This is a genomic window from Shewanella violacea DSS12, from assembly GCF_000091325.1.
In the GTDB taxonomy this organism is placed as follows: domain Bacteria; phylum Pseudomonadota; class Gammaproteobacteria; order Enterobacterales; family Shewanellaceae; genus Shewanella; species Shewanella violacea.
Window position 1 is genome coordinate 2,597,411 of record NC_014012.1, and the last position, 20,247, is coordinate 2,617,657.

Annotated in this window: 10 protein-coding genes; 3 read left to right on the forward strand and 7 right to left on the reverse strand. The window is 42.9% G+C overall.

What is annotated here, in order from left to right; all coding sequences use genetic code 11:
* The first annotated feature begins 3 nt into the window (after positions 1-3).
* On the forward strand, positions 4-3,225 hold the full coding sequence (locus SVI_RS10660; RefSeq protein WP_013051546.1) for an efflux RND transporter permease subunit: 3,222 nt from the start codon (positions 4-6) through the stop codon (positions 3,223-3,225).
* Positions 3,226-3,564: 339 nt separating this feature from the next.
* Here SVI_RS10660 and SVI_RS10665 read toward each other — a convergent pair whose 3' ends face one another.
* The gene (locus SVI_RS10665) at positions 3,565-4,419 is read right to left on the reverse strand and encodes an META domain-containing protein (RefSeq protein ID WP_041419876.1); all 855 of its coding nucleotides are present in this window, start codon (positions 4,417-4,419) and stop codon (positions 3,565-3,567) included.
* Between the two features lie 312 nt (positions 4,420-4,731).
* Between SVI_RS10665 and SVI_RS20735 the strand changes: the two genes are divergently transcribed.
* Positions 4,732-6,636 (forward strand): winged helix-turn-helix domain-containing protein, encoded by a 1,905-nt coding sequence (locus SVI_RS20735; RefSeq protein ID WP_049791074.1) that lies wholly within the window; start codon positions 4,732-4,734, stop codon positions 6,634-6,636.
* 88 nt (positions 6,637-6,724) lie between these two features.
* Here SVI_RS20735 and SVI_RS10675 read toward each other — a convergent pair whose 3' ends face one another.
* Positions 6,725-8,407 carry an SUMF1/EgtB/PvdO family nonheme iron enzyme gene (locus SVI_RS10675; RefSeq protein ID WP_041419877.1) on the reverse strand — a complete coding sequence of 561 codons (1,683 nt, stop codon included), beginning with the start codon at positions 8,405-8,407 and terminating at the stop codon, positions 6,725-6,727.
* A gap of 378 nt (positions 8,408-8,785) precedes the next feature.
* Positions 8,786-10,897, reverse strand: coding sequence for a winged helix-turn-helix domain-containing protein (locus SVI_RS10680; RefSeq protein WP_013051553.1), 2,112 nt, complete (start codon positions 10,895-10,897; stop codon positions 8,786-8,788).
* Positions 10,898-11,273: 376 nt separating this feature from the next.
* Here SVI_RS10680 and SVI_RS10685 point away from each other — a divergent pair, with 376 nt between their 5' ends.
* The gene (locus SVI_RS10685) at positions 11,274-14,066 is read left to right on the forward strand and encodes a TonB-dependent receptor (protein WP_041419878.1); all 2,793 of its coding nucleotides are present in this window, start codon (positions 11,274-11,276) and stop codon (positions 14,064-14,066) included.
* A 58-nt stretch (positions 14,067-14,124) separates the two neighbouring features.
* Here SVI_RS10685 and SVI_RS10690 read toward each other — a convergent pair whose 3' ends face one another.
* The 4 genes from SVI_RS10690 to SVI_RS10705 form a co-directional block, all read right to left on the reverse strand.
* Positions 14,125-15,462, reverse strand: coding sequence for a sensor histidine kinase (locus tag SVI_RS10690; protein ID WP_013051555.1), 1,338 nt, complete (start codon positions 15,460-15,462; stop codon positions 14,125-14,127).
* A 5-nt stretch (positions 15,463-15,467) separates the two neighbouring features.
* The gene (locus SVI_RS10695; RefSeq protein WP_041419879.1) at positions 15,468-16,838 is read right to left on the reverse strand and encodes a sigma-54-dependent transcriptional regulator; all 1,371 of its coding nucleotides are present in this window, start codon (positions 16,836-16,838) and stop codon (positions 15,468-15,470) included.
* 139 nt (positions 16,839-16,977) lie between these two features.
* A complete protein-coding gene (locus SVI_RS10700) occupies positions 16,978-19,404 on the reverse strand; it encodes an FtsX-like permease family protein (protein ID WP_231847715.1) in 2,427 nt (808 codons plus the stop codon).
* Between the two features lie 93 nt (positions 19,405-19,497).
* Positions 19,498-20,238, reverse strand: a complete 741-nt coding sequence (locus SVI_RS10705) for an ABC transporter ATP-binding protein (protein WP_041419880.1) — start codon at positions 20,236-20,238, stop codon at positions 19,498-19,500.
* Positions 20,239-20,247: the final 9 nt, after the last annotated feature.

Below are 20,247 nucleotides of genomic sequence, written 5' to 3' on the forward strand. Positions count from 1 at the left end.
TCCATGTCAGATAACAAAGAAATATCGGCACCTTCTGCTGCCGAAGAAGATACACACTCCGGCATCATAGCCTGGTTTGCCCGCAACAGCGTCGCGGCTAACCTTTTGATGCTGATCATCATCTTAGGTGGTCTCTTGACCGCCGACACCATACGTAAACAGTTTTTCCCTCAAATAGAGATCAACTGGGTCGAATTTAATGCCTTCTATCCCGGCGCAGCGCCTCAAGAAGTAGAGGAAGGCATCACCATAAAAGTTGAAGAGGCCCTGGAGAGTGTCCAAGGTCTCAAACGTGTGATCACCTATTCTAATCGAAACTCAGCCACTGGTTATTTTCGGATAGAGGACTCTTACAACCCACAAATCGTGCTCGACGAAATAAAATCTGCAATTGATTCTGTATCCAGTTTTCCCGATGGTATGGAAAGGCCTAAGGTCGAGCGTATAAAACTGCGCCAAGAAGTGCTCTATATGAGCCTGTACGGTGATATGACACCGAGACAACTCAAGGTATTAGGCGAGAAAATCCATGATGAGTTGATGCAGTTACCTTTAGTGAATATCACTGACTTTTACGGTGGGCTGGATTATGAAATAGCCATCGAAGTGAGTAGAGACAGGTTGCGGGAATTTGGACTCACGTTCAATGATGTCGCCGCAGCAGTTCGCGGCTTCTCACGCAACATGTCGGCGGGTCAAATCCGCGCCGAGAACGGTTACATCAACCTTAGAATTCAAAATCAGGCCTATGTAGGTTATGAGTTCGAGAACCTGCCCTTAATCACCTTGCAAGATGGTACCAATGTGCTCTTGGGTGATATCGCCACTGTGATAGATGGATTTCAGGAAGGCATTCAATATTCGAAGTTTAACGGTAAGAACTCGGTCACCTTCTTTATCGGCGCAGCAAACGATCAAAGCATGACAGATGTGGCCGAGGTGGTGAAAGCCTATGTAACCGAGAAGCAAAAAGTACTACCGGACGGGCTTAAGCTAGATACCTGGGTCGACATGACCTACTATCTTGAAGGCCGTTTAGATCTCATGTTAGATAGCATGAAAACCGGAGCTGTACTGGTCTTCCTTATGCTAGCCCTGTTCCTGCGGGTGCGTCTGGCATTCTGGGTCATGATGGGTCTGCCGGTGTGTTTCCTCGGCACCCTACTCTTTATGCCTATGCCTATGATAGATGTCACAGTGAACGTGATAAGTCTGTTCGCCTTCATTTTGGTCCTAGGTATAGTGGTGGATGATGCCATTGTCATGGGGGAAAGTGCCCACGATGAGTGTGAGACAAAAGGTCAGAGCTTGGATAATGTCATCCGGGGGGTGAAGCGCGTCGCCATGCCGGCGACATTCGGCGTACTGACCACCATAGCGGCATTTTTGCCTCTGACTCTCGACGACGGTCCCTCCGCCGCTTTCGGTAAAGCCATAGGCTATATCGTGATCTTATGTCTGCTATTTTCACTGGTCGAGTCTAAGCTCATCTTGCCATCGCACTTGGCCAGAATGAAACCTAGAACCAAGGTTAAACCAGGTTCTAAGAATCCTTTGGATTGGTTACGTAATGGCGTGAACTTTATTCAAGGCAAGGTCGACAAGGGTCTGCAGTATTTTATTCAGAATATATACCGTCCAGCGCTCACCAGCGCAGTTAAGTATCGCTATACGGTTATTATGCTGTTTATCAGTTTTATACTCATCTGCGCCGGACTCTATGCCGGCGGCATGATACGTTTCATCGGACAACCTAAGATCCCCCATGACTTTCCTCGAATTAACTTCGAGATGAACGTGGACTCCTCTGAGAAAGCGACCCTTTCGGCAGCACTGGCTATCGAGAAGGCTATCTATGATGTAGATAAGCAGCTGGTAGAGCAATATGGTCAAGGCATGATCTCAGACATGCAGGTAGATCTTAGGGGACGTACTTCGGCAGAAGTCATGACCAAGCTGGTGGACCCTGAGCTTAGGCCATTAGATACCTTTGAGCTTGCTGAGCTATGGCGTAAAGCCATGCCACTCATACCCGGTATGAAGTCATTCGAAATTCAGGATAACTTGTTCGGTGGTGGCCGTGACGATGGTGATATCAGTTTCCGCCTAGAAGGAAAAGACGAGCAGCAGTTAATTGCCGCTTCGAAAGAGCTCAAGGCTAAACTTAACTCCCTAAAAGGTGTGGGTGATGTCAACGACAGTCGTCAATCCAGTGCTAAAGAGGTGCAGTTTAAACTCAAGCCTCAGGCCTATGGTCTGGGTCTCACCTTAGCCGACATAGCCTCTCAGGTGGGTAACAGCTTCTATGGTCTGGAAGCTCAGCGTATCTTAAGGCATGGCTCTGAGATAAAGGTGATGCTGCGCTACCCCGAAAGCGAACGTAACTCTATCGCTCAGGTCAGCGAGGTATTGATTGTCACCCCACAAGGCGCCGAAGTGCCACTGTCGGAAGTGGTCAATATCACAGTCACTCAAGGGGTCAATGGTATACGTCGTGAAAACGGTAACCGTACCATTAATGTGTGGGCCTCTGTGGATGCTGATCAGGCTGAGCCTTTCAAACTGGCTCAGGAAATTCGTGATAACTTTATGCCCCAGTTGCTAAAGAAATATCCGCGAGTACAAAGTGAAGTATCGGGCAATATTCAGGAGCAGATGGACAGCGCTAAGACCCAACTAAGAGACTTCATCATCTCAATGTTGATCATCTATAGTCTGTTGGCCATCCCCCTGAAGTCTTATTCGCAGCCCATCATGATCATGGCCGTTATTCCCTTCGGTGTCATAGGCTCAGTGCTGGGTCATATGATCATGGGGATCGACTTAAGCGCCCTTTCCCTCTTCGGCATCATAGCCGCTGCAGGGGTCGTGGTGAATGACTCCTTGGTGATGGTCGATTACATCAACAAGTCACGAGAAGCGGGAATTGCAATGAAGACGGCGGTACTCGAAGCGGGTTGCAGACGTTTCAGGGCCATCATGTTGACCTCGCTGACCACCTTTATTGGCTTGATGCCCATCATGACGGAAACCAGCATGCAAGCTAAGATGGTGGTCCCTATGGCGACCTCCCTCGCCTTCGGTGTCCTGTTTGCCACTGTGGTCACTCTGATGCTTATCCCATGCTTGTATCTTGCTATCGAAGACATTAAAAAGCTAGTCGGCAGTAAGTCTCGAGCCCATCATGGTGATGATCACGCCATGGAGCCTGAACTTATTAAATAGGCCTTAAATTAATGTTCGCTCATAAAAATGCCGCTTCTGGAAACAGAGCGGCATTTTTATGTTTAGAGTCTCAGAGGCGCGTGAGTTCAGTCATGCTAATTCGGTTAGTCAGTTAAGCTCGGCCTAGACTCGTTTTAAACTTAGCCAGGAGCCAACCTAAACTCATTCTAAATACGGCCTAAGCCGAAACACAAAAAGCATTTATCAAGCAGCACTTAAATACCTTGGCAACGAGGCCTAGTGTATGGATTGCAGATAAAGAAAAACCCGCTAAGAGCGGGTTTAATGTGATCAAATTAGCGCTGAATAAATGGTTCAGCACTAATAAGTCAGTAAAGACTAGTTCATGTAACGAGACTCGAAAGTCGCGATTAGTTCACCCTTGTTGCTCTTCACTGTCAAAGCTTCACCATTAACGCTGTAGCTGGCAAACTCACCAATAGAATTAAGGAATGCTTGTTCCTGATCCATGCCTTGCATACACATCTTACGTGTACCGGCGACTGCACCCATGGTTAACTTACCTTGTTTAGCTTCGAAAGAACCGGTGAAGTTATTACAACCAGAGAAACCTCTGATGACATTGTTTTCAGCAACGAACTGGATAAATAGTTCTTTCTCGCCGGCACCCAATGTTGCAGGAGTCTCACCTAGGCTCATCAGTTTCCAATAAGTATTGGTAAACTCGGCATTGGCTTTTTTATCAGACTCGGCTGTTTTTGCACGAGCAACACGGTCCACTTTAATTTCGATAGGCTTGGTCTGGCCTTCTGCAAATGGGTCTATGTTAGTAGTCGATGTAAACACTAAGCTCTCGCCGACTTTAATCGTCGCACGCAGGCTATATCTGTGTCTATCTTGTATCTTACTTGCATCGTATTCGATACTCACAGCATAAGGAGGTGTACCTTTAGCTGCCTGAGACTGGCTTGCGATCAGATCTGATGCAGCGTCTGCCTTAGAGATATCTTCCAATGTCACCTCAAGTACAGCATTAGGTGGCAACATTCTGCGGTCTAAATAGATAACATTGATATCCAGAGTTTTCATTGCGGTTACCTCAGCTGTGACTTGTTGTGTAGCTGTCGCTGTATCTTGGTTCGGCGTCGTAGAGCCGTTATCACATGCCTGTAATACAAAGGCTGAAAGTAATACCGAAGATGCTAAGGCCAGTTTGTTCATTCTAAACTTCATAGAGTAATTCCTTTTCTATACCGCAGCAGGATGAAGACTCGTCATCCTGAAAAAACCAAACATTGAACTAATTAAGGCTAAATGACAAGAAAATATAGCCAAAAAAAGCGTAAATTAACAATATAATACCCTTTAAAAACTTATGCTTGCACAGCCTGTAACAGATGTTAATCTCTTTGACGGCTTAGGTACCATTTAATGGCTCATTTTTAACGCCAAAAAGTGACAGGCTATTGTTAATAGCTATTAATTGATACCGACCAAGATAAATATTCATTTATATCAGTTAATTACAACTACAAGAACAATATTATGAATTACTATTTTCGACATTACCGATTTGATAGCAAGGAACTCAACCTATATCAGGCTGACCAATTAGTGCCTATCAGAGCCAATGAAGCAAACTTACTCGCCTTATTATTAAGTGATCCCGGAACCATTTTTAGTAAAGAAACGATTCTCGATATTGTCTGGTCTGACAAAATAGTCTCGGAGCAGGCTGTTTTTCAAAATATTAGTAACTTACGTGGGATATTCGGTGAGAGCGCCATTAAAACCTTCTCCAGAAAGGGTTACCAATGGCAATTCGCATTGGAAGATGCGCCATTAACAGGATTATCTAAGCTAAAATCACCGCAAGATTTGCTAATTAAATCGACTCAAAAACCACCTATAAAGATCAGAAATATCGTCTTAGTTAGTCTGACGACAATCTTATTCCTGTTTATATTCCTCATCAATACACACAAAGAACCGAATTCACATAGCCCTGCACAACAAAAGCTTACCATCATGATCTTGCCTTTCTGCATGGAGGACAAGACTCAGGAATATCTGATAGCCTGCAGAAGAATCTCCAAAGCTGTCAAACAAAAGCTGGCAAGAAGTACAAGCCTTCGGCCAGTCTCATCAGCATCGACGGTGTCCTTCATGGACTTTACCAATACGCCCAATGATTATTTTAAAAGTCTGACTATGAGTAGTCATGGGGATCTTGTTCTAGCAGGCAAGGTACGGATGCATAAAGGTATTTATATGCTGAGATACGCATTGAAGGGGGAGAGAAACGCATGGCATGGAGAATTTCAATCTCATCATATAGGGGAACTTGCCACACAAGTGACCTCCCACATAGAGAAAGTTGCCACCACGCCGCTATTAATGACACGCCAAAATAGTGAGTATCAGGAAAGCGCTCAGCTACAGGTATTACACCATAAATATCCAAATGACCTAATCATCTTCGAGCGCTTGATTACCAGGTTATTCAACAATGGGGACTTGGATAAGGCCGTGTTACTCGCTGATGAATTGAAAGCATCGGCATTAGCCGATAACAATTTACTCTATCATGCTAAAGCAGATCTCTTACTTGGAAATATATTGATTGAACAAGGATTAACAAGTAATGGCGAGGCACATTTACAGACGGCTCTTAGATTTTTTCAACAACAAGAAGACTATCGTTCCCAAAGCGATACTTTTAAGGCGCTTGCATTAGCAGAGCGTAACAGGCTCGATTATCTGGGTATAAAAAGCAAGTTACAACAAGCTGCCAGTCTGGCACGCCTGGCAAATGATCCATTACGAGAAATAGCCGCCATGAGTTACTTGTTTATCTTCGCGCATAAATTAGATCAAAATGAAGATAAAGCCGAGTTCCTGAATCAGGCGGAATTATTACTGGACCAATATCGCTTGCCTGCGGAGCATTATGCTGAAATTTACCTACACAGAGCAATGATTTCAGATTCCCCCCTGGATATTGAACAGTATACACGCAGGATATTGGCATTATTTACTTCAGAAAGAGAAGATTGGGTCATCACATCCGCACAGATGATCTTAACCGACCTACTGATTAAGCAGAGTCGATGGCAAGAGGCTCATGCACTTTTCTCGACTCAAGCATCGCTGCAGGTGAATGAAAATTATCTGGTTGCAACAATTTACTATGTGCAGCAAGACTTTGAGAAAGCCGCCTCTTATGGAATGAAGTCTTTCAAAAACGCTAATTTGAATGGCGATAAGGGAGCAGCACTCGATGCAGCTTTATTATTATTCCAGATAAACAAAGCATTAGAAAAACCGGACGAACAGATAAGGTTCAAACACTTTATCAATAAAGACTCGACTCTATGGTGGACGCAACACAACTTAGACAAGTTAGCACTCGCAGGCTTATCTAATAAACACAAAGCGGCTGGTGATTAGTCCTGCTAACCTGCCAGTTGCTGGATTCAAGTAATAAGTTCATTCAGGCGATATCTCTCACCTGAATGCAGGATAAAAGATGACATGCTTAGCCAGATACGGCTTCGAAGGAAAACCAGTTAAGTTTCCACTGTTCGGCAATCGATTGAATTCTGATCACATGCTTACCTGAAGGTAAATACACTTTATTCTCGGTTACTGTAAGCCATTTATTCAAGCCACCGGTTTCCGGCACTCTATATGCTATCGTGGCTTTGTCATTAAGAAGCAATTCGAAACCATTACTGCTTTGTGAACTTGCGACTCGATACTTCATCTGATAAAAACCGTCAGAGGCAATATTTACAGTGTACTCAGCCCAATCCCCTTTCCTTATTGCTCCCCAACCGGTTAAAATTAAACCACCTCCTAGGTCTTGAGTATCATTAACCAGCATACCTGACATATTGTTGTAATCTTCTGCTTGGATAGTGCCTGGGATCTGATTCACAGTATCAGGAGTGGTAACTGGCTCACTATATTCGCTAAACCTATCTGGATTGACGGCTGAAACGACATAACTGTGTTTCCTTCTAACTGGCTTTTGAAGACTAAATGCCGGTTCACTGATATTGGAGGCGATTTTTCTATATTGCCCGCCGAAGGCCTGAGTCTGATATACGTTATAACCTGTGGTTTCAGCTTCTAAGTTTGGCTCCCAAGATAAATGAATCTTGCTATCTCCAGTATGGCTGACAAGCTTAAGGCCCCTTGGTTTAGCGGGGTAAGGCAAGACATCCTGTCGATGAAAATGCTCAGTTTTCTGCGCCTTGGCCAATCCCGATTCAAACAGCCCTCTCGATAACGCTAGCTTATCTTCATCGCGATGACTCCTATCCCGTGCCAGTCGAAATCCTTCTAGGACACCAGTAAAAGTCGATGGTACTACCGATCTCTGGCTCGCAGAGAACTCATGCCAATGCCAAGAACCACCACGTAACACACGCCGAGTACAGTCTCCGGTTAACCAAGCAGAGCCGTCATTAGGCGCATCTTGATAGCTCACGTTGTCACAATCTTGTACATACTCCTGGACATTACCGATGAGATCATAAATCCCAAATTCATTTGGCTTATACATCCCGACAATGCTGGAATAACCAGAATTATCATCACACGGTGTGATCCCGATAGAGCCTATATAGCTAGCACCAAAATCTTGTTGCGCCCTTTGCTCAGCAGTTTGGTCGGTTATATTGGCATACTCACAAATGCGCGGATCGTCTATAGTATCGCTAAAATAATATCGGGTTTTTCGACCCGATTTGGCGGCGTATTCCCATTCAGCTTCAGTGGGCAGACGATAACTCTTGCCCGTTGCTTGTGAGAGCCATTTTGCATAAGCCGTGGCCGCTTCAGCGTTGATACAGACTACGGGCTGATATTCACTTTGAGTGAGTGCATTGTTATTCCAGGAGCCACGGCTCTTGTCACCAATCCACTTATCTGTGACTTGGTGATAGCATTCTTGGGGGGCTAAATAGCCAGTGGCCTCGATGAAGTGACGAAACTCCTTAACCGTAACTTCATATTTAGCGAGATCAAAAGTCCCGATAGTGACTTGATGAATAGGTAGCTCATTATCCCAACCTTTATCACTACCCATTAGAAATTTACCTCCGAGTATAGTCACCATTGGCGGTTCAATTAACTTATCATCGGCGTAAACATTGCTATTCAGGCAAGCTAACACGAGTATCAGAGAAACTGGATAGTCTCTTGTTATAATCATAATCAATCCCTAAAACGAGTCGTACATGAGTGATGAAAACTATGTATTGTTAACTGTAAGGATTTAAGCAAAAGGGATAAGAAAGAGTCTTATATTTTTCTATAAATTCGGGTTATAGAAAATTTATAGAAAATATCTGCAAGATACTTCGTCTGAATCTAACGAAGTGATAACTATGCTGAACTTAACAGACTTAAGCCATGAGCCATGAGCCATGAGCCATTCAAAGGTTAAGCCTCTGCACACTTCACTCACCACTCACGAAAACAACAAAGGCCGTTATCTTTCGATAACGGCCTTTTTGACTCTTAGGTGTAGTTTTTGCCCATATGCTTACTCATATTAATCATCAGTTATGATCGAGTTTCCATGATTCGTTTATTTCAATAAAGGGTGGCTTAGGCGCTTGATATCTATTTTGGGGAAGTCACGTTGGGTAAAGACTATTTTCCTCTCATTGGGGATATAAGTCATAGAGGCTAGTCTACTAATGGTTCCCATAGGAAGTTGTACCAGAGGTGTAATGATTTCAGTTGCATAATCAAAAAAGTGTATCTGATGAGAATTTTCAAAGTCATGAATAAAATAAATACCATGCTCTGTCACTTCCCACTTGTAACTTACTCTAAATAAATGCCTATTTAAGACTTGATGAGGGCTTACGCTGGTATTGTTAGGGTCGAACACCCATAACCCCTGGTTCCGCCCAGGTGAAAACCATATATTTCCATTCAAATCTTGTTCTGCATAAGTCACTTTCCGATCAAGTAACTTATAAGGTAAATCGCCATTTATTGGGAATGCATATAAAGAAAACACATTATCGGATTTTGCCGCAGCTATAATCCCACTGTCATCTGCTAGCCAAGATGGACGAAAATGTTGTTTAAATTCACTGCTCACTTGTCTTACTGTTTGAGTGTTAACATTTAACACATACAAGGAATTGATTTTACTCTTCGTTTTAGGTCCTAAGAACGCAATATATTTACCATCATGTGACCAGCTGGGAAAAGTGAGATGACTCGACAAACTCGTCAGTCTTGTGCGTTCTGTCCCATCAAGATTCGACATCCATATCTCATAAGAGCCTGATTCATTTGAAATAAAAGCTAATTTATTGATAGCTGGGGAATAATGAGGACTATGATACGAATATTCAGATTGAATTAAGGGAAAAGGAGATGTTGCTAGACTTCCTCCAAGGGATAAAGATGACAGAGATAGTAATTCTTTCCAGTTGTGAAATATAACATCTTGGCTATTGGGAATAAAACGAGGGTAACTAAAACCAGGAATGTTTAGTTTAGTTGTTTCTTTATCTTTCAATGAAAAAATATAACCATCTCGGTTACCTGAAACATTAGCACTGAATATGATTCGGTCGCCATCTGGATGCCATGCTAGACCTTTAATATCACCTTCACTGTTAGTTAGCTGCTCTAGCTCCCCCTTGGAAATATCAAATAGGAATAGATCCTCACTAAACCCTTCATCTAAAGTTCGAGAGATGACAAGATGTTTGCCGTCAGGAGAAAACTCAACATCAACTTCTTCATAAAGGCAGTCGTCTTGGCACTTATACAAGATGTGTGTTTTTTCGTTTCCATTTAAATCAAGTAACTTCACGCTTGTTTGTCTAGCATTATCGCTACCAACATAGGCCAAGGTCTTTGAATCTGGAGAAATAGCTAATGAAAAATCGACTTCGCCTGTACATTGGCCAATAACTTTAGGTTCTAAGGTTATAATATTGAGCTGTACGATTTCACATTGATCATAAATCCAATGCTTACGTTGATAATAGATATCTTCACTATTGGAATGCCAAACAACGCGCCCCTCGTAAAACTCACTAAAGGTAAGCTGCCTCGGTGATGTGTCGAGATCTGACATACTTTTTATATAGAGATTTGGACGCTGGCCTATCCTACGCCATGAATACACCAGATATTGATTATCGGGGGAGATAGAGGGATAAACCTCCCGACCAGGATCAGAGATAATACTGGTTATTTCGGTCCTTGAACCTTGATGTTCTTCATTGGAAAAAAATACTCCCAGGCTCACCAAGATTGAGAATAGCAAAAATACACAGGCTAGACGAAGATAGCGCTTATTTGGTGAAACTGTATTGGCATTTACGCTGAGCGCAGCGACTTCCTTATCTAAAAACTCAGGTTTTAGCAGTAACCTGTAGCCTTTTTTTCGTACCGTTTCAATACAAGAGATATTCAATCTCTTTAACTCATTTCTTAAGTTCCAAACTGCATTATTTAACGATTTTTCGCCGACATAAAAATTACTATCCCAAATTGCGTCTATCAATTCAGTACGATCGACAACACGTGGATATTGATGTGCAAGGTATGTAAGTACATCTATGTACTTAGGTTGCAGGACTTTGATTTCACCGTTTGAGAATTCCAATGAATATTCTCTCGGTTTGATCATGCATTGTTCAAGCTTGAAAGGCGTATCAATATTCATACTTCGAAAAAACTCACGCTAAATAGTTATTTTACAAGAATATTTATGCAATCCACTATAACTTATGAGGTTAATAAAAACATATATATTTAACAAGCTGTTAAATACATATGTCCCCTGCCAACTTTCCCACATAACAAGATCAAGCGTAAGTACCTGATTTAAAAGTAATAGACATTAAAGAGATGTAGAAAAGATGTAGAAGAGAGCCTAGACAACTTGGAGTTTGTAAACGAAATGTGAATACTGAATGCGAGACTTAATCGATGCAAAAACGATTAACAATTAAACAGTTAAGTCTCAAAATAAATCACACTAATAATTACAACAAAAAATGTCTATCGCTCCATTTATAGCGATAGAGGGGAGCCAAATTATGTCTAAAAAATCTTTTTCTTTCGTGGCTAAACTTTCTTTGATTTCGACTGCGTTACTGTCAGTAATAAATGGTGCAAATGCGGCGGAGGCAACGCAAGTAGCAGAAATTGAACGCATTCAAATTACCGGTTCAAGTATTAAGCGTACAGATATGGAAGGCGCTCTGCCTGTGACTACATTTTCGGAAGAGGATATTGCCAAAACAGGCGTCACCAGTGTTCCCGAGTTGATGCAGCAAATACCCGCAATGCAAGGCTTTACCGTAGGAGCTCAATCCGTTGGTGCAGGAAATGGCTCGCAAACCGCTTCTCTTCGCGATTTAGGTTCAGATTATACATTAGTCTTGTTAAATGGCCGCCGTATGGCATCGCGTAATAGTGGTGGTAGTGTCGATATTAGCTCCATTCCCCTCGCAGCAATTAAAAGAGTAGAAGTACTCATGGATGGTGCGTCTGCCCTTTATGGCTCGGACGCTATCGCTGGAGTGATTAACTTTATCACCAAAAGTGATTTTACAGGATTAAAGCTAACTGGCCGACTTGATAGGCCAGAGGCAAAAGGTGGAGAGAGTGCCAATTTCGATATTGCCGCAGGCATAGGCGATCTTAGCAACGATGGCTGGAATGTGATGATGACTTACAGCCACGCTCAACAAGAACTTCTCAAATCATCAGATAGAGAGTTTTCCAACACAGGAATTGTGCCATTCACATACGATGGCACAGATTTATATGTACAACGGGCATCATCTAATGCAATTCCTGCCAACCTATATCTGAAATTCAATGAAGAAGTGAATGGCAGTACCTCTAAGTCATACAATCCCTACCGAGAAGCTAATGGTGATCTATGTGCACCTAATAATGCACCTACGGGCTCGACCTGCTTATATGACTTTACAGAGATGGTGGAAATCTTTCCAGAGAGTGCCAGCGATAATTTTTTCGTCAGTGGTGTACTTGATATTAATGAAAATATTCAAGCTTATACTGACATTATGTATTCTGAAGTTGAGATGACAACCCGTATTGCCGCTAAAACGGTCAGTAACTACTCTTTCGATCTCGATTCTGGTTTTGTAACAGAATTGCTTCAGCCTATGCTATCTCAAGAGGAATATAATGCGCTGAGTTCAGTTAAAGTTAAATGGCGAGCGCGCCCCGCTGGCAGTCGTACATCAAAATATGAAACAGCAACAACAAACATGACTGCAGGTATACGGGGTGATATTGGCGATTTGGCATATAACTTAGCGGTAACCAATGCAAAAAGTACACGTGAGCATAGTCGAATTGCCGGTTATGTACTTGCCGAGGAGTTCGGTAACCTAATAGAGAGTGGTGCTATTGATGTGTTTACCACCCCAGATAAGCTAAGCCCTGAAGTCAATAAAGCCGTTGCTGCCACGAATTACAATGGCTTATGGCAAACCACTGAAACGTCATCAAATTCATTAGAGGGAACCCTTTCTGCGCCAGTATATGAACTGCCAGCCGGTGAGCTATACCTAGGGACAGGTTTTGATTATCGTCAAGTGTCCTACAGTAACGCCATCAGTGAAGCCAATAAGCAAGAGCTCCTCTACAGTTATTCAGCGACAGAAGAGTTTGATTTATCCCGTGACACCTATGGCTTATTTATAGAAGCAATCGCCCCCATCACAGATACGTTAGAGCTCACAGCTGCCATTCGTTACGATAATATCGGTGGTATCACAGATGGCAAGCGTGCTGCAGAAGAGCAAGGTGTCACCGGTGATATGAGTGATGTTACCTATAAGGTGAATATGTCTTGGCGTCCAACTGATGACTGGGTGGTTCGAGCATCTCATGGTACAGGATTTAAAGCCCCTTCGATGAAAGAGCTTGCCAGTCCAAAAGTTGAATCAGGCTGGACCTCTGGAAGCTATGAGTGCCCTATTACCTCTGCGAGTCACGACTTATACAGCCTCTGTTCAATAGAACCGACCCAATACCGTGAAGCGGTGCAGGGTTACTCAGAGTTAAAGCCAGAAACATCAGAACAAACCTCGGTGGGTTTTGTTTATTCTCCAAGCAGTGATTTTAGCGTCAGTATAGACTGGTGGCAGATCAATATTGAAAATCAAGTGCGTGAACTGCAAGAAACACAAGTCATGGCAAACCCGCAGGCCTATGACCACATGTTTAGCTCACGTACAAATACCCAAAGTGGTGAAGGAGAAATTGAAATTACCTACACACCCGTCAACATAGGTGAATCACGTAACCAAGGTATCGACTGGCTAGTATCTGCGGGACACGATTTGGGTTTTGGTATGCTTAAATCAACACTTCGCGGCGCATATATCCTGGAAAGTGAATATTTACGGGTCGGAAGTGAAGGCATTTGGGACACCAGTTTAGGTAAATTTGGTTTGAACAATGCGGTAACCTTTCCCCATATCATCAAGTTTACCAACTCATTTACCCATGGTGACTTCGTCCATAACTTAAACATGAATTACAAGAGTGGTTACCAAGATCAAAGTTATTCGGCCAATAATACTAAAATACGTTTACAAGAAGATCTCAACGTTAGATACGACCAAGAAGTTGAGCGAAACGTATCGAGTTATACCACTTTTGATTGGTTATCTCAGTGGAATGCCATGGAGAGTTTGCAAGTAAGCTTTGGTATCAAAAACATGTTTGACCGAGCACCACCTTTCTCATTACGTACTTCTGGTGGCGGTCATCAAGTGGGTTATGACCCTAGATATGTCGATCAGTTAGGCAGAACTTACTATTTAAAAGCCAGTTATTCCTTATAAGGTCTAGCCTTAACTATACTAAATAATATCAGGCGCCTACGGGCGCCTTTTTATTTGGCTAGCTATCCATGGCGGGTAAAAAAATACTTGCCTGCACACCAATGCCATTAGCATTATTACGAATGTCTAAATCACCGCCATTGTTCATAATCAGCTGCCGGCTCAGCACTAAACCTATGCCAGTCCCCTTTTCTTTAGTGGTGTAAAAAGGAACAAAAACATTGTCCATATTGCTAATACCACTGCCCTCATCGATAACTTGAATTTCAACCAAGTTATCTTGCTGCTGACAGCAGATAATGATGCTTCCCTGTGGATTATCCTTCATGGACTCGTGAGCATTTTTTATTAAATTAACCAACACCTGTTTGAGTTGGATTTCATCGGTATATACCTCTAGGGCCTGTGCCTTCACCCGGATATCTACGCCTTCAAACAAGGACGTGATCGAAGCGATTAATGGGACTAAATCAAAAAGCGTTTTGTCCGGAGGCGGCAGTTTAGTTAATTGCTGGTAGCTTTGAATGAAGTTGTTTAGTGAATCGGCCCGATCCTTAATCACGGCCAAACCCTCTTTAAAATCGCTTTCGAGTTCAGGCCATTGAGCGTGATGCTTATTGACCATTATTCTTGATAAGGTGTCACTGATAGAGGCGATAGGCGCCAGTGAGTTATTAATTTCATGGCTTAATACTCTTAATAGTTTTTGCCAGGCCTGCCTTTCCTCTTCCCGTAATAAGTTTTGTATATCGGTAATAAAAAGCAGTTGCTGTTTGACCCCATTTTCAAAATACTCATCACAGTGTAAATACACCTTCTTTTTGTGTTCTCTTAAATCAAACTCCACAACTTGCCGGTACTGACCCGGTGGAGGTAAAGGTAATCCCAGTGCTTTAAGAGGCCAGCCTTGCATTTTATTGAAATGACAACTAAATAGCTTTTCGGCCGCAGGATTCATCAAGGTGATATTATTGCGGTTATCTGTCGCTATGATGGCGACATCAATTTGGGTAATGACCTTGTGCAGCAAGATATGCTTCTCTTTTGTGATCAGACTTTGCTGAGCTAAGGTTTCCGCCAAGTTATTGAGTAAATGACTAAACTCACTTAGCACCCCGTTGCAAGCAGGTACCCGGGCACGCATAGAGTAATCTTCACAGGTCAGGGCTTCTAAAACATTGGTTAAGGTGCCTAATTGATAAACCACTATTTTTCGAACTAAGAAGGCAAGGTAAACCAGCACCAGACTAAATGAAACTAAGGATATCTTGGCATATATTGCTAAATCAGAGGAGTAGAGGATGCCGAACAAAATGCTACAGGGTAATAACCCGGTTAGCAGCGTCAAGATAAACAGCTTATTTTCAAATGAGATACGCTTAGTGATAAGTTTCATATAGGCTAAAACTTATACTTTTCAAGGCGTCGATAATACGAGCTACGGCTTAAGCCTAAAGATGCTGATGTCTCTATTGCCTTATTATCATAGCGATTTAACCTCTGACTTATGATGTATTTTTCAATATCTTCCAAGCTAGCGTTGTCAAAGTCATAGCCAGACTCCCCACACGGTTTAGCATCACTCAAGCCAAGATCTTTGACGCCAATATGATCATCTTGGCATAGGAAAATTGCCCGTTCAATTATATGGCTCAATTCCCGGATATTCCCGGGCCAATCATAGGCCTTCAATGCTCCACAGGCATCTTCAGCAAAACCTTGGGAAGGTAAGCGATACTTACTCGCAAATGTAAGCAAAAAATGCTGCGCCAGCGGCATGATATCGGCCACTCTGTCTCTTAATGGCGGTATTTTAATTTCGACGGTATTGAGACGATAAAGTAAGTCTTGTCGAAAACGGCCATCCCTTATCAACTCGGTTAATGAAGCATTGGTCGCCGATACCAGACGCACATTCACTTGTATGGTCTTTGAACTACCCACTTTTTCAAACTGATGATCTTCTAATACCCTCAATAATTTCCCTTGTTGAGACAGGGGAATATTACCAATCTCATCTAAAAACAGCGTACCTGATTGCGCTAGCTCAAACCTGCCGATACGAGTGTACTTAGCATCTGTGAATGCCCCCTTTACATGGCCAAACATCTCACTTTCAAACAGGTTTTCATTGATCGCCCCCATATTCACCGAGATAAAAGCATGTGATTTTCTGGTTGAACATGAGTGTAAATAATCAGCGAACATACTTTTCCCGGTGCCATTCTCACCGGTGAATAGAATATTCATATCACTGAGGGCAAGTTTTTCGATCTGGGCCAGCACTCGTTGCATAGTCACAGACTCAGCAATGATCCCGGTATCAGCTGAGGATAATTCATTCCTTAGTAGGGTATTTTGTTCGACTAACCTGCCCCCTTGCTTTTCACTTGCTCCCAGTCGTATCTGGGTCTGCAAAATACTGAGCAAACGGTCATTGTCCCAAGGTTTTTGAATAAAGTCGCTTGCCCCTGACTTCATCGCAGCCACGGCGATATCCACGCTACTGAACCCCGTCATCACCACTATGGGTAAAAACTCGTCCAAGGTCTTTATGGCCCTGATCAGGTCTAAACCTTCATTACCTGAGGTGGTGTCTTTTTGGTAGTTTAAATCTATCAATGCCAGAGAATAGTCCCTTTGCTTCAAAGATTGCAGCAGTGCTTCTGGCGAAGTAACTGCAGAAACATCATAGGATTCTGACTTTAATAGTAATTTTAATGCGGTAATGATATGAGGATCATCATCGGCAATAATGATTGAATGCTTCATTGTGTTCCAAACAGCTCCATTGCATAGAAAACATATCGCGCTAACAAAATCCGCCAGCATTACATTGAATATTTTATACTGAATGACAAAATAGCGGATTTAACAGCTTAAAGATAATCATATCCTTAAGCTGTTTCCATTAATCCTGACGCAAAGCCACACAGGGCTCAAGCAAGACTGCTTTTCTGGTGGGGATAAAAGTTGCCAATAACACAATGGCAGCGATCAACAAGGGCATACCTATTAAGCCAGTGAAATAACTCACATTATCTAAGTTCATCGCCTCTGTCATCAAATTAACGACCCAGAGTGATAAGGCTATGCCTATGGCCAGACCGATCATAACTTGTATAACGGCTTTACCCATAAATAATTTCATGACATCTGAATCAGTAGCTCCTAGCGCTTTACGAACGCCTATCTCCTGAGTTTTCTGGGTGATGCTGTTAGAAGCGACGGCATAAATACCACTGCCGGCTAAAAACATCGCCACGACACCACAGAACAAAAATATCTTACTCACGGAAGATACCAACAACATAGGCTGCTGGATCAAGTTTTCATAACTTTGTATATGATAAGCACTGACATTAATGTCCACCCGATTTATGGTCTCTAGCAGGGATTTTCTCGCTTGGCCTTCACTGCCAATGTAATGCAAAGCCAGATTAATCTGAGTGCGGCCATCTCTGTCTATCGGACGATACATGGTATAGCGCGCGCTTGAGGTTTTCATGGTAGAACCATGGAAGGTATCAGATACCACCCCAACTATGGTTTGCCAATTACGCTGCCCCCTTGACCAAACTCTTCTGATTTTACTGCCGATGGCATTACCTTCGGGAAAGTAATCCTTGGCAATAGACTCGTTAATGATCACATTCCCCATATCAGTTTCGATATCCCTGTGGTCGAAATCCCTACCAGCAATCAGTTTCATACCCACGGCGCGCCATGCATCTCGACTGACACTCTCATTATTGGCCTTGGGATTTTCGTTATAAATGGCTGCCGCCCTTCCCTCTATTTCGAAATAACTGCTGCCTTCACCGGTACCGGGGAAACTGCTCATGAAAGAGACGGCTTGGATATTGGGTAATTGTTCCAGCTGGTCTTTTAATTGATAATAAAAGTTCGTACGTTTTTGCCTATCTTCAAATTCATGCTCACTTCGCACTGGGTAGCTTTCTAGTGGCAACTCCAAATGCGCCGTTAACCTGTTCTGAGTCTCGACACCATAATCCGCCTGTCCGGCAGAATAGCTGCTGAGTAGCAAGATAGTGGCGATTACGAGTACCACACAAGAAAGTAAAATTTCCGAAATCACCAATATATTACTGGCCCGTGCTGCATTTTTCCCCAAGGCGCCGCGAGTACCGTCTCGAAGCACCGCATTAAAGTCACCTGATAAGGCGCGCCAAGCAGGAATCAAACCGGTCACTAAGATCATCATTACAAGGGTTAGGCACAGCACTGCAATACCGTCACTTCCCAGAGACACTTGCCACCAGAAGGGTTTCTCATTGTTAACTGCAAACATGGTTTCCAAGAAGTCGTTACTGATAGATAAGCCCCAGCTCGCCAAAATGACGGCTATCAAAGCCCCTATAGTGCAAATGAAGACACTCTCCCACAACATCTGTAGTACCAAACGTTTTCTCGGCACTCCTAATGCCACACGTATGGCAATCTCTTTATAGCGTTCATTGACCCTGCCTAATAACAGGTTACCGATATTGATGCAGGCCAATAATAAGATCAGCAGCACAACCACCAGCATGGAAATAAAGACATTATAATATTGAGTTACATCGGCATTGGCTTGCTTAAAAGGTAATGCCCGTATATAGCGGCCGTCACTGGTTGCCCGCCACGACATATCTTCGGGTAATGTCTCTATGATACCTTGGTTAAAAGAGGCAAGTTCATGATTAACCTGGGCCAAACTTACACCGTCTTTAAGACGGGCATAGGCAAAAAGCCAATTACGGGATCTTTGCGTCGGCTTGATTTTGTCCTGAGTCAGAGGCAACCAAGCTTGTGCGCTGCTTGGGAAGGCAAAGCCTACAGGCATCACGCCGATCACCCGAGTCGGCACAGCGTTAACTCTAATCATGCTGTCGATAACCGCATCGTCGGCTAAAAAATACCCACTCCATACCTGATGGCTTAACACCACAACCGGCTCAGCGCCGCCAAGGTTATCTTCCGGGCTAAAGCCCCTACCTAAAATGGGTTGCACCCCGGTAAATTCAAAAATGTTCCACTCGGTAAATGTGGCATTAAACTTTTTTGTACTTGTGCTCTGGTCAATATTACCAATTAATGCGGTTCCACCTTGGTAGACACCAAAATCTTGTATCGATTCAGATTCATTTCTTAACTGGAAAAGATCTAATGGATCCACTCCGGTGCGATATGAATGGGATTCATTAAACGCAGCCTCTATGGAGAGGATTGGTTTGTCGCCATTGAGTACTAATGGATTAAACACAAGATTGGTAAGCAATGAATAGCAGTATAAGGTTAGTGCCAAGCCAATAGTCACTATCAGAACTGAAGTCATTGTGAAAATCGGTTTTTTAATCAGTAACCTAGCCGCATATTTTATATCAATGAAAAAAAACATAAACTTCCTTATTCATTTGTTTTTTATGTATTAAACAGCGATAGCTGATACTTGGTTTGGTGTGTGAATCGACGATTTCTTACTCATTTGATCTGAAACAATTTTGCCATCGTAAATTTCTATCACTCTTTCGGCGCGATCTGCCGAGCGAGGATCATGTGTCACCATACAAATGGTCGCACCTTCTTCATGCAATTGATCCAGCATGGTCATCACCGCCTTGGCGTTTTTCGAATCTAGGTTACCCGTAGGTTCATCGGCTAATATAAGAGACGGACTGCCCGCAATAGCCCGGGCAACCGCTACCCTTTGTTGTTGTCCACCTGAAAGCTGAGAGGGAAAGTGATTAGATCTATGAGCCATATCTACTTTAAGCAGGGATTGACGTACCAAAGACTCAATTTGATTTTTGCTGAGGTCTTGACGATAACTCAGGGGTAATTCGACATTTTCAGCCACGGTTAAGTCGCTGATCAAATTGAAAGACTGGAAGATGAAGCCAATTTCTTTATTACGTATATGTGCTCGTTCATCGCGGGTTAAATCTGAAGCATCATGACCGGCCAAATGATAAGTTCCACCTGAAGAGGTATCCAACAAACCTAATAGTGACAATAGGGTGGATTTTCCACAACCTGATGGTCCAGTGATAGAAAGGTACTCGCCTTTGTTGATCTTAAGGTTAATCTTGCTTAGCGCGAGAGTTTCAACTTCATCCGTTAAAAACACCTTATTAATATTTGAAAGTTCCACCAATACTTGCTTATTCATTCTCGTCTC

What these genes read in the sequence shown, in the direction of transcription:
- SVI_RS10660 (WP_013051546.1), top strand. Translation starts at nt 4, where the DNA reads ATGTCAGATAACAAAGAAATATCGGCACCTTCTGCTGCCGAAGAAGAT.
- SVI_RS10665 (WP_041419876.1), bottom strand. Translation starts at nt 4,419, where the DNA reads ATGAAGTTTAGAATGAACAAACTGGCCTTAGCATCTTCGGTATTACTT.
- SVI_RS20735 (WP_049791074.1), top strand. Translation starts at nt 4,732, where the DNA reads ATGAATTACTATTTTCGACATTACCGATTTGATAGCAAGGAACTCAAC.
- SVI_RS10675 (WP_041419877.1), bottom strand. Translation starts at nt 8,407, where the DNA reads ATGATTATAACAAGAGACTATCCAGTTTCTCTGATACTCGTGTTAGCT.
- SVI_RS10680 (WP_013051553.1), bottom strand. Translation starts at nt 10,897, where the DNA reads ATGAATATTGATACGCCTTTCAAGCTTGAACAATGCATGATCAAACCG.
- SVI_RS10685 (WP_041419878.1), top strand. Translation starts at nt 11,274, where the DNA reads ATGTCTAAAAAATCTTTTTCTTTCGTGGCTAAACTTTCTTTGATTTCG.
- SVI_RS10690 (WP_013051555.1), bottom strand. Translation starts at nt 15,462, where the DNA reads ATGAAACTTATCACTAAGCGTATCTCATTTGAAAATAAGCTGTTTATC.
- SVI_RS10695 (WP_041419879.1), bottom strand. Translation starts at nt 16,838, where the DNA reads ATGAAGCATTCAATCATTATTGCCGATGATGATCCTCATATCATTACC.
- SVI_RS10700 (WP_231847715.1), bottom strand. Translation starts at nt 19,404, where the DNA reads ATGACTTCAGTTCTGATAGTGACTATTGGCTTGGCACTAACCTTATAC.
- SVI_RS10705 (WP_041419880.1), bottom strand. Translation starts at nt 20,238, where the DNA reads ATGAATAAGCAAGTATTGGTGGAACTTTCAAATATTAATAAGGTGTTT.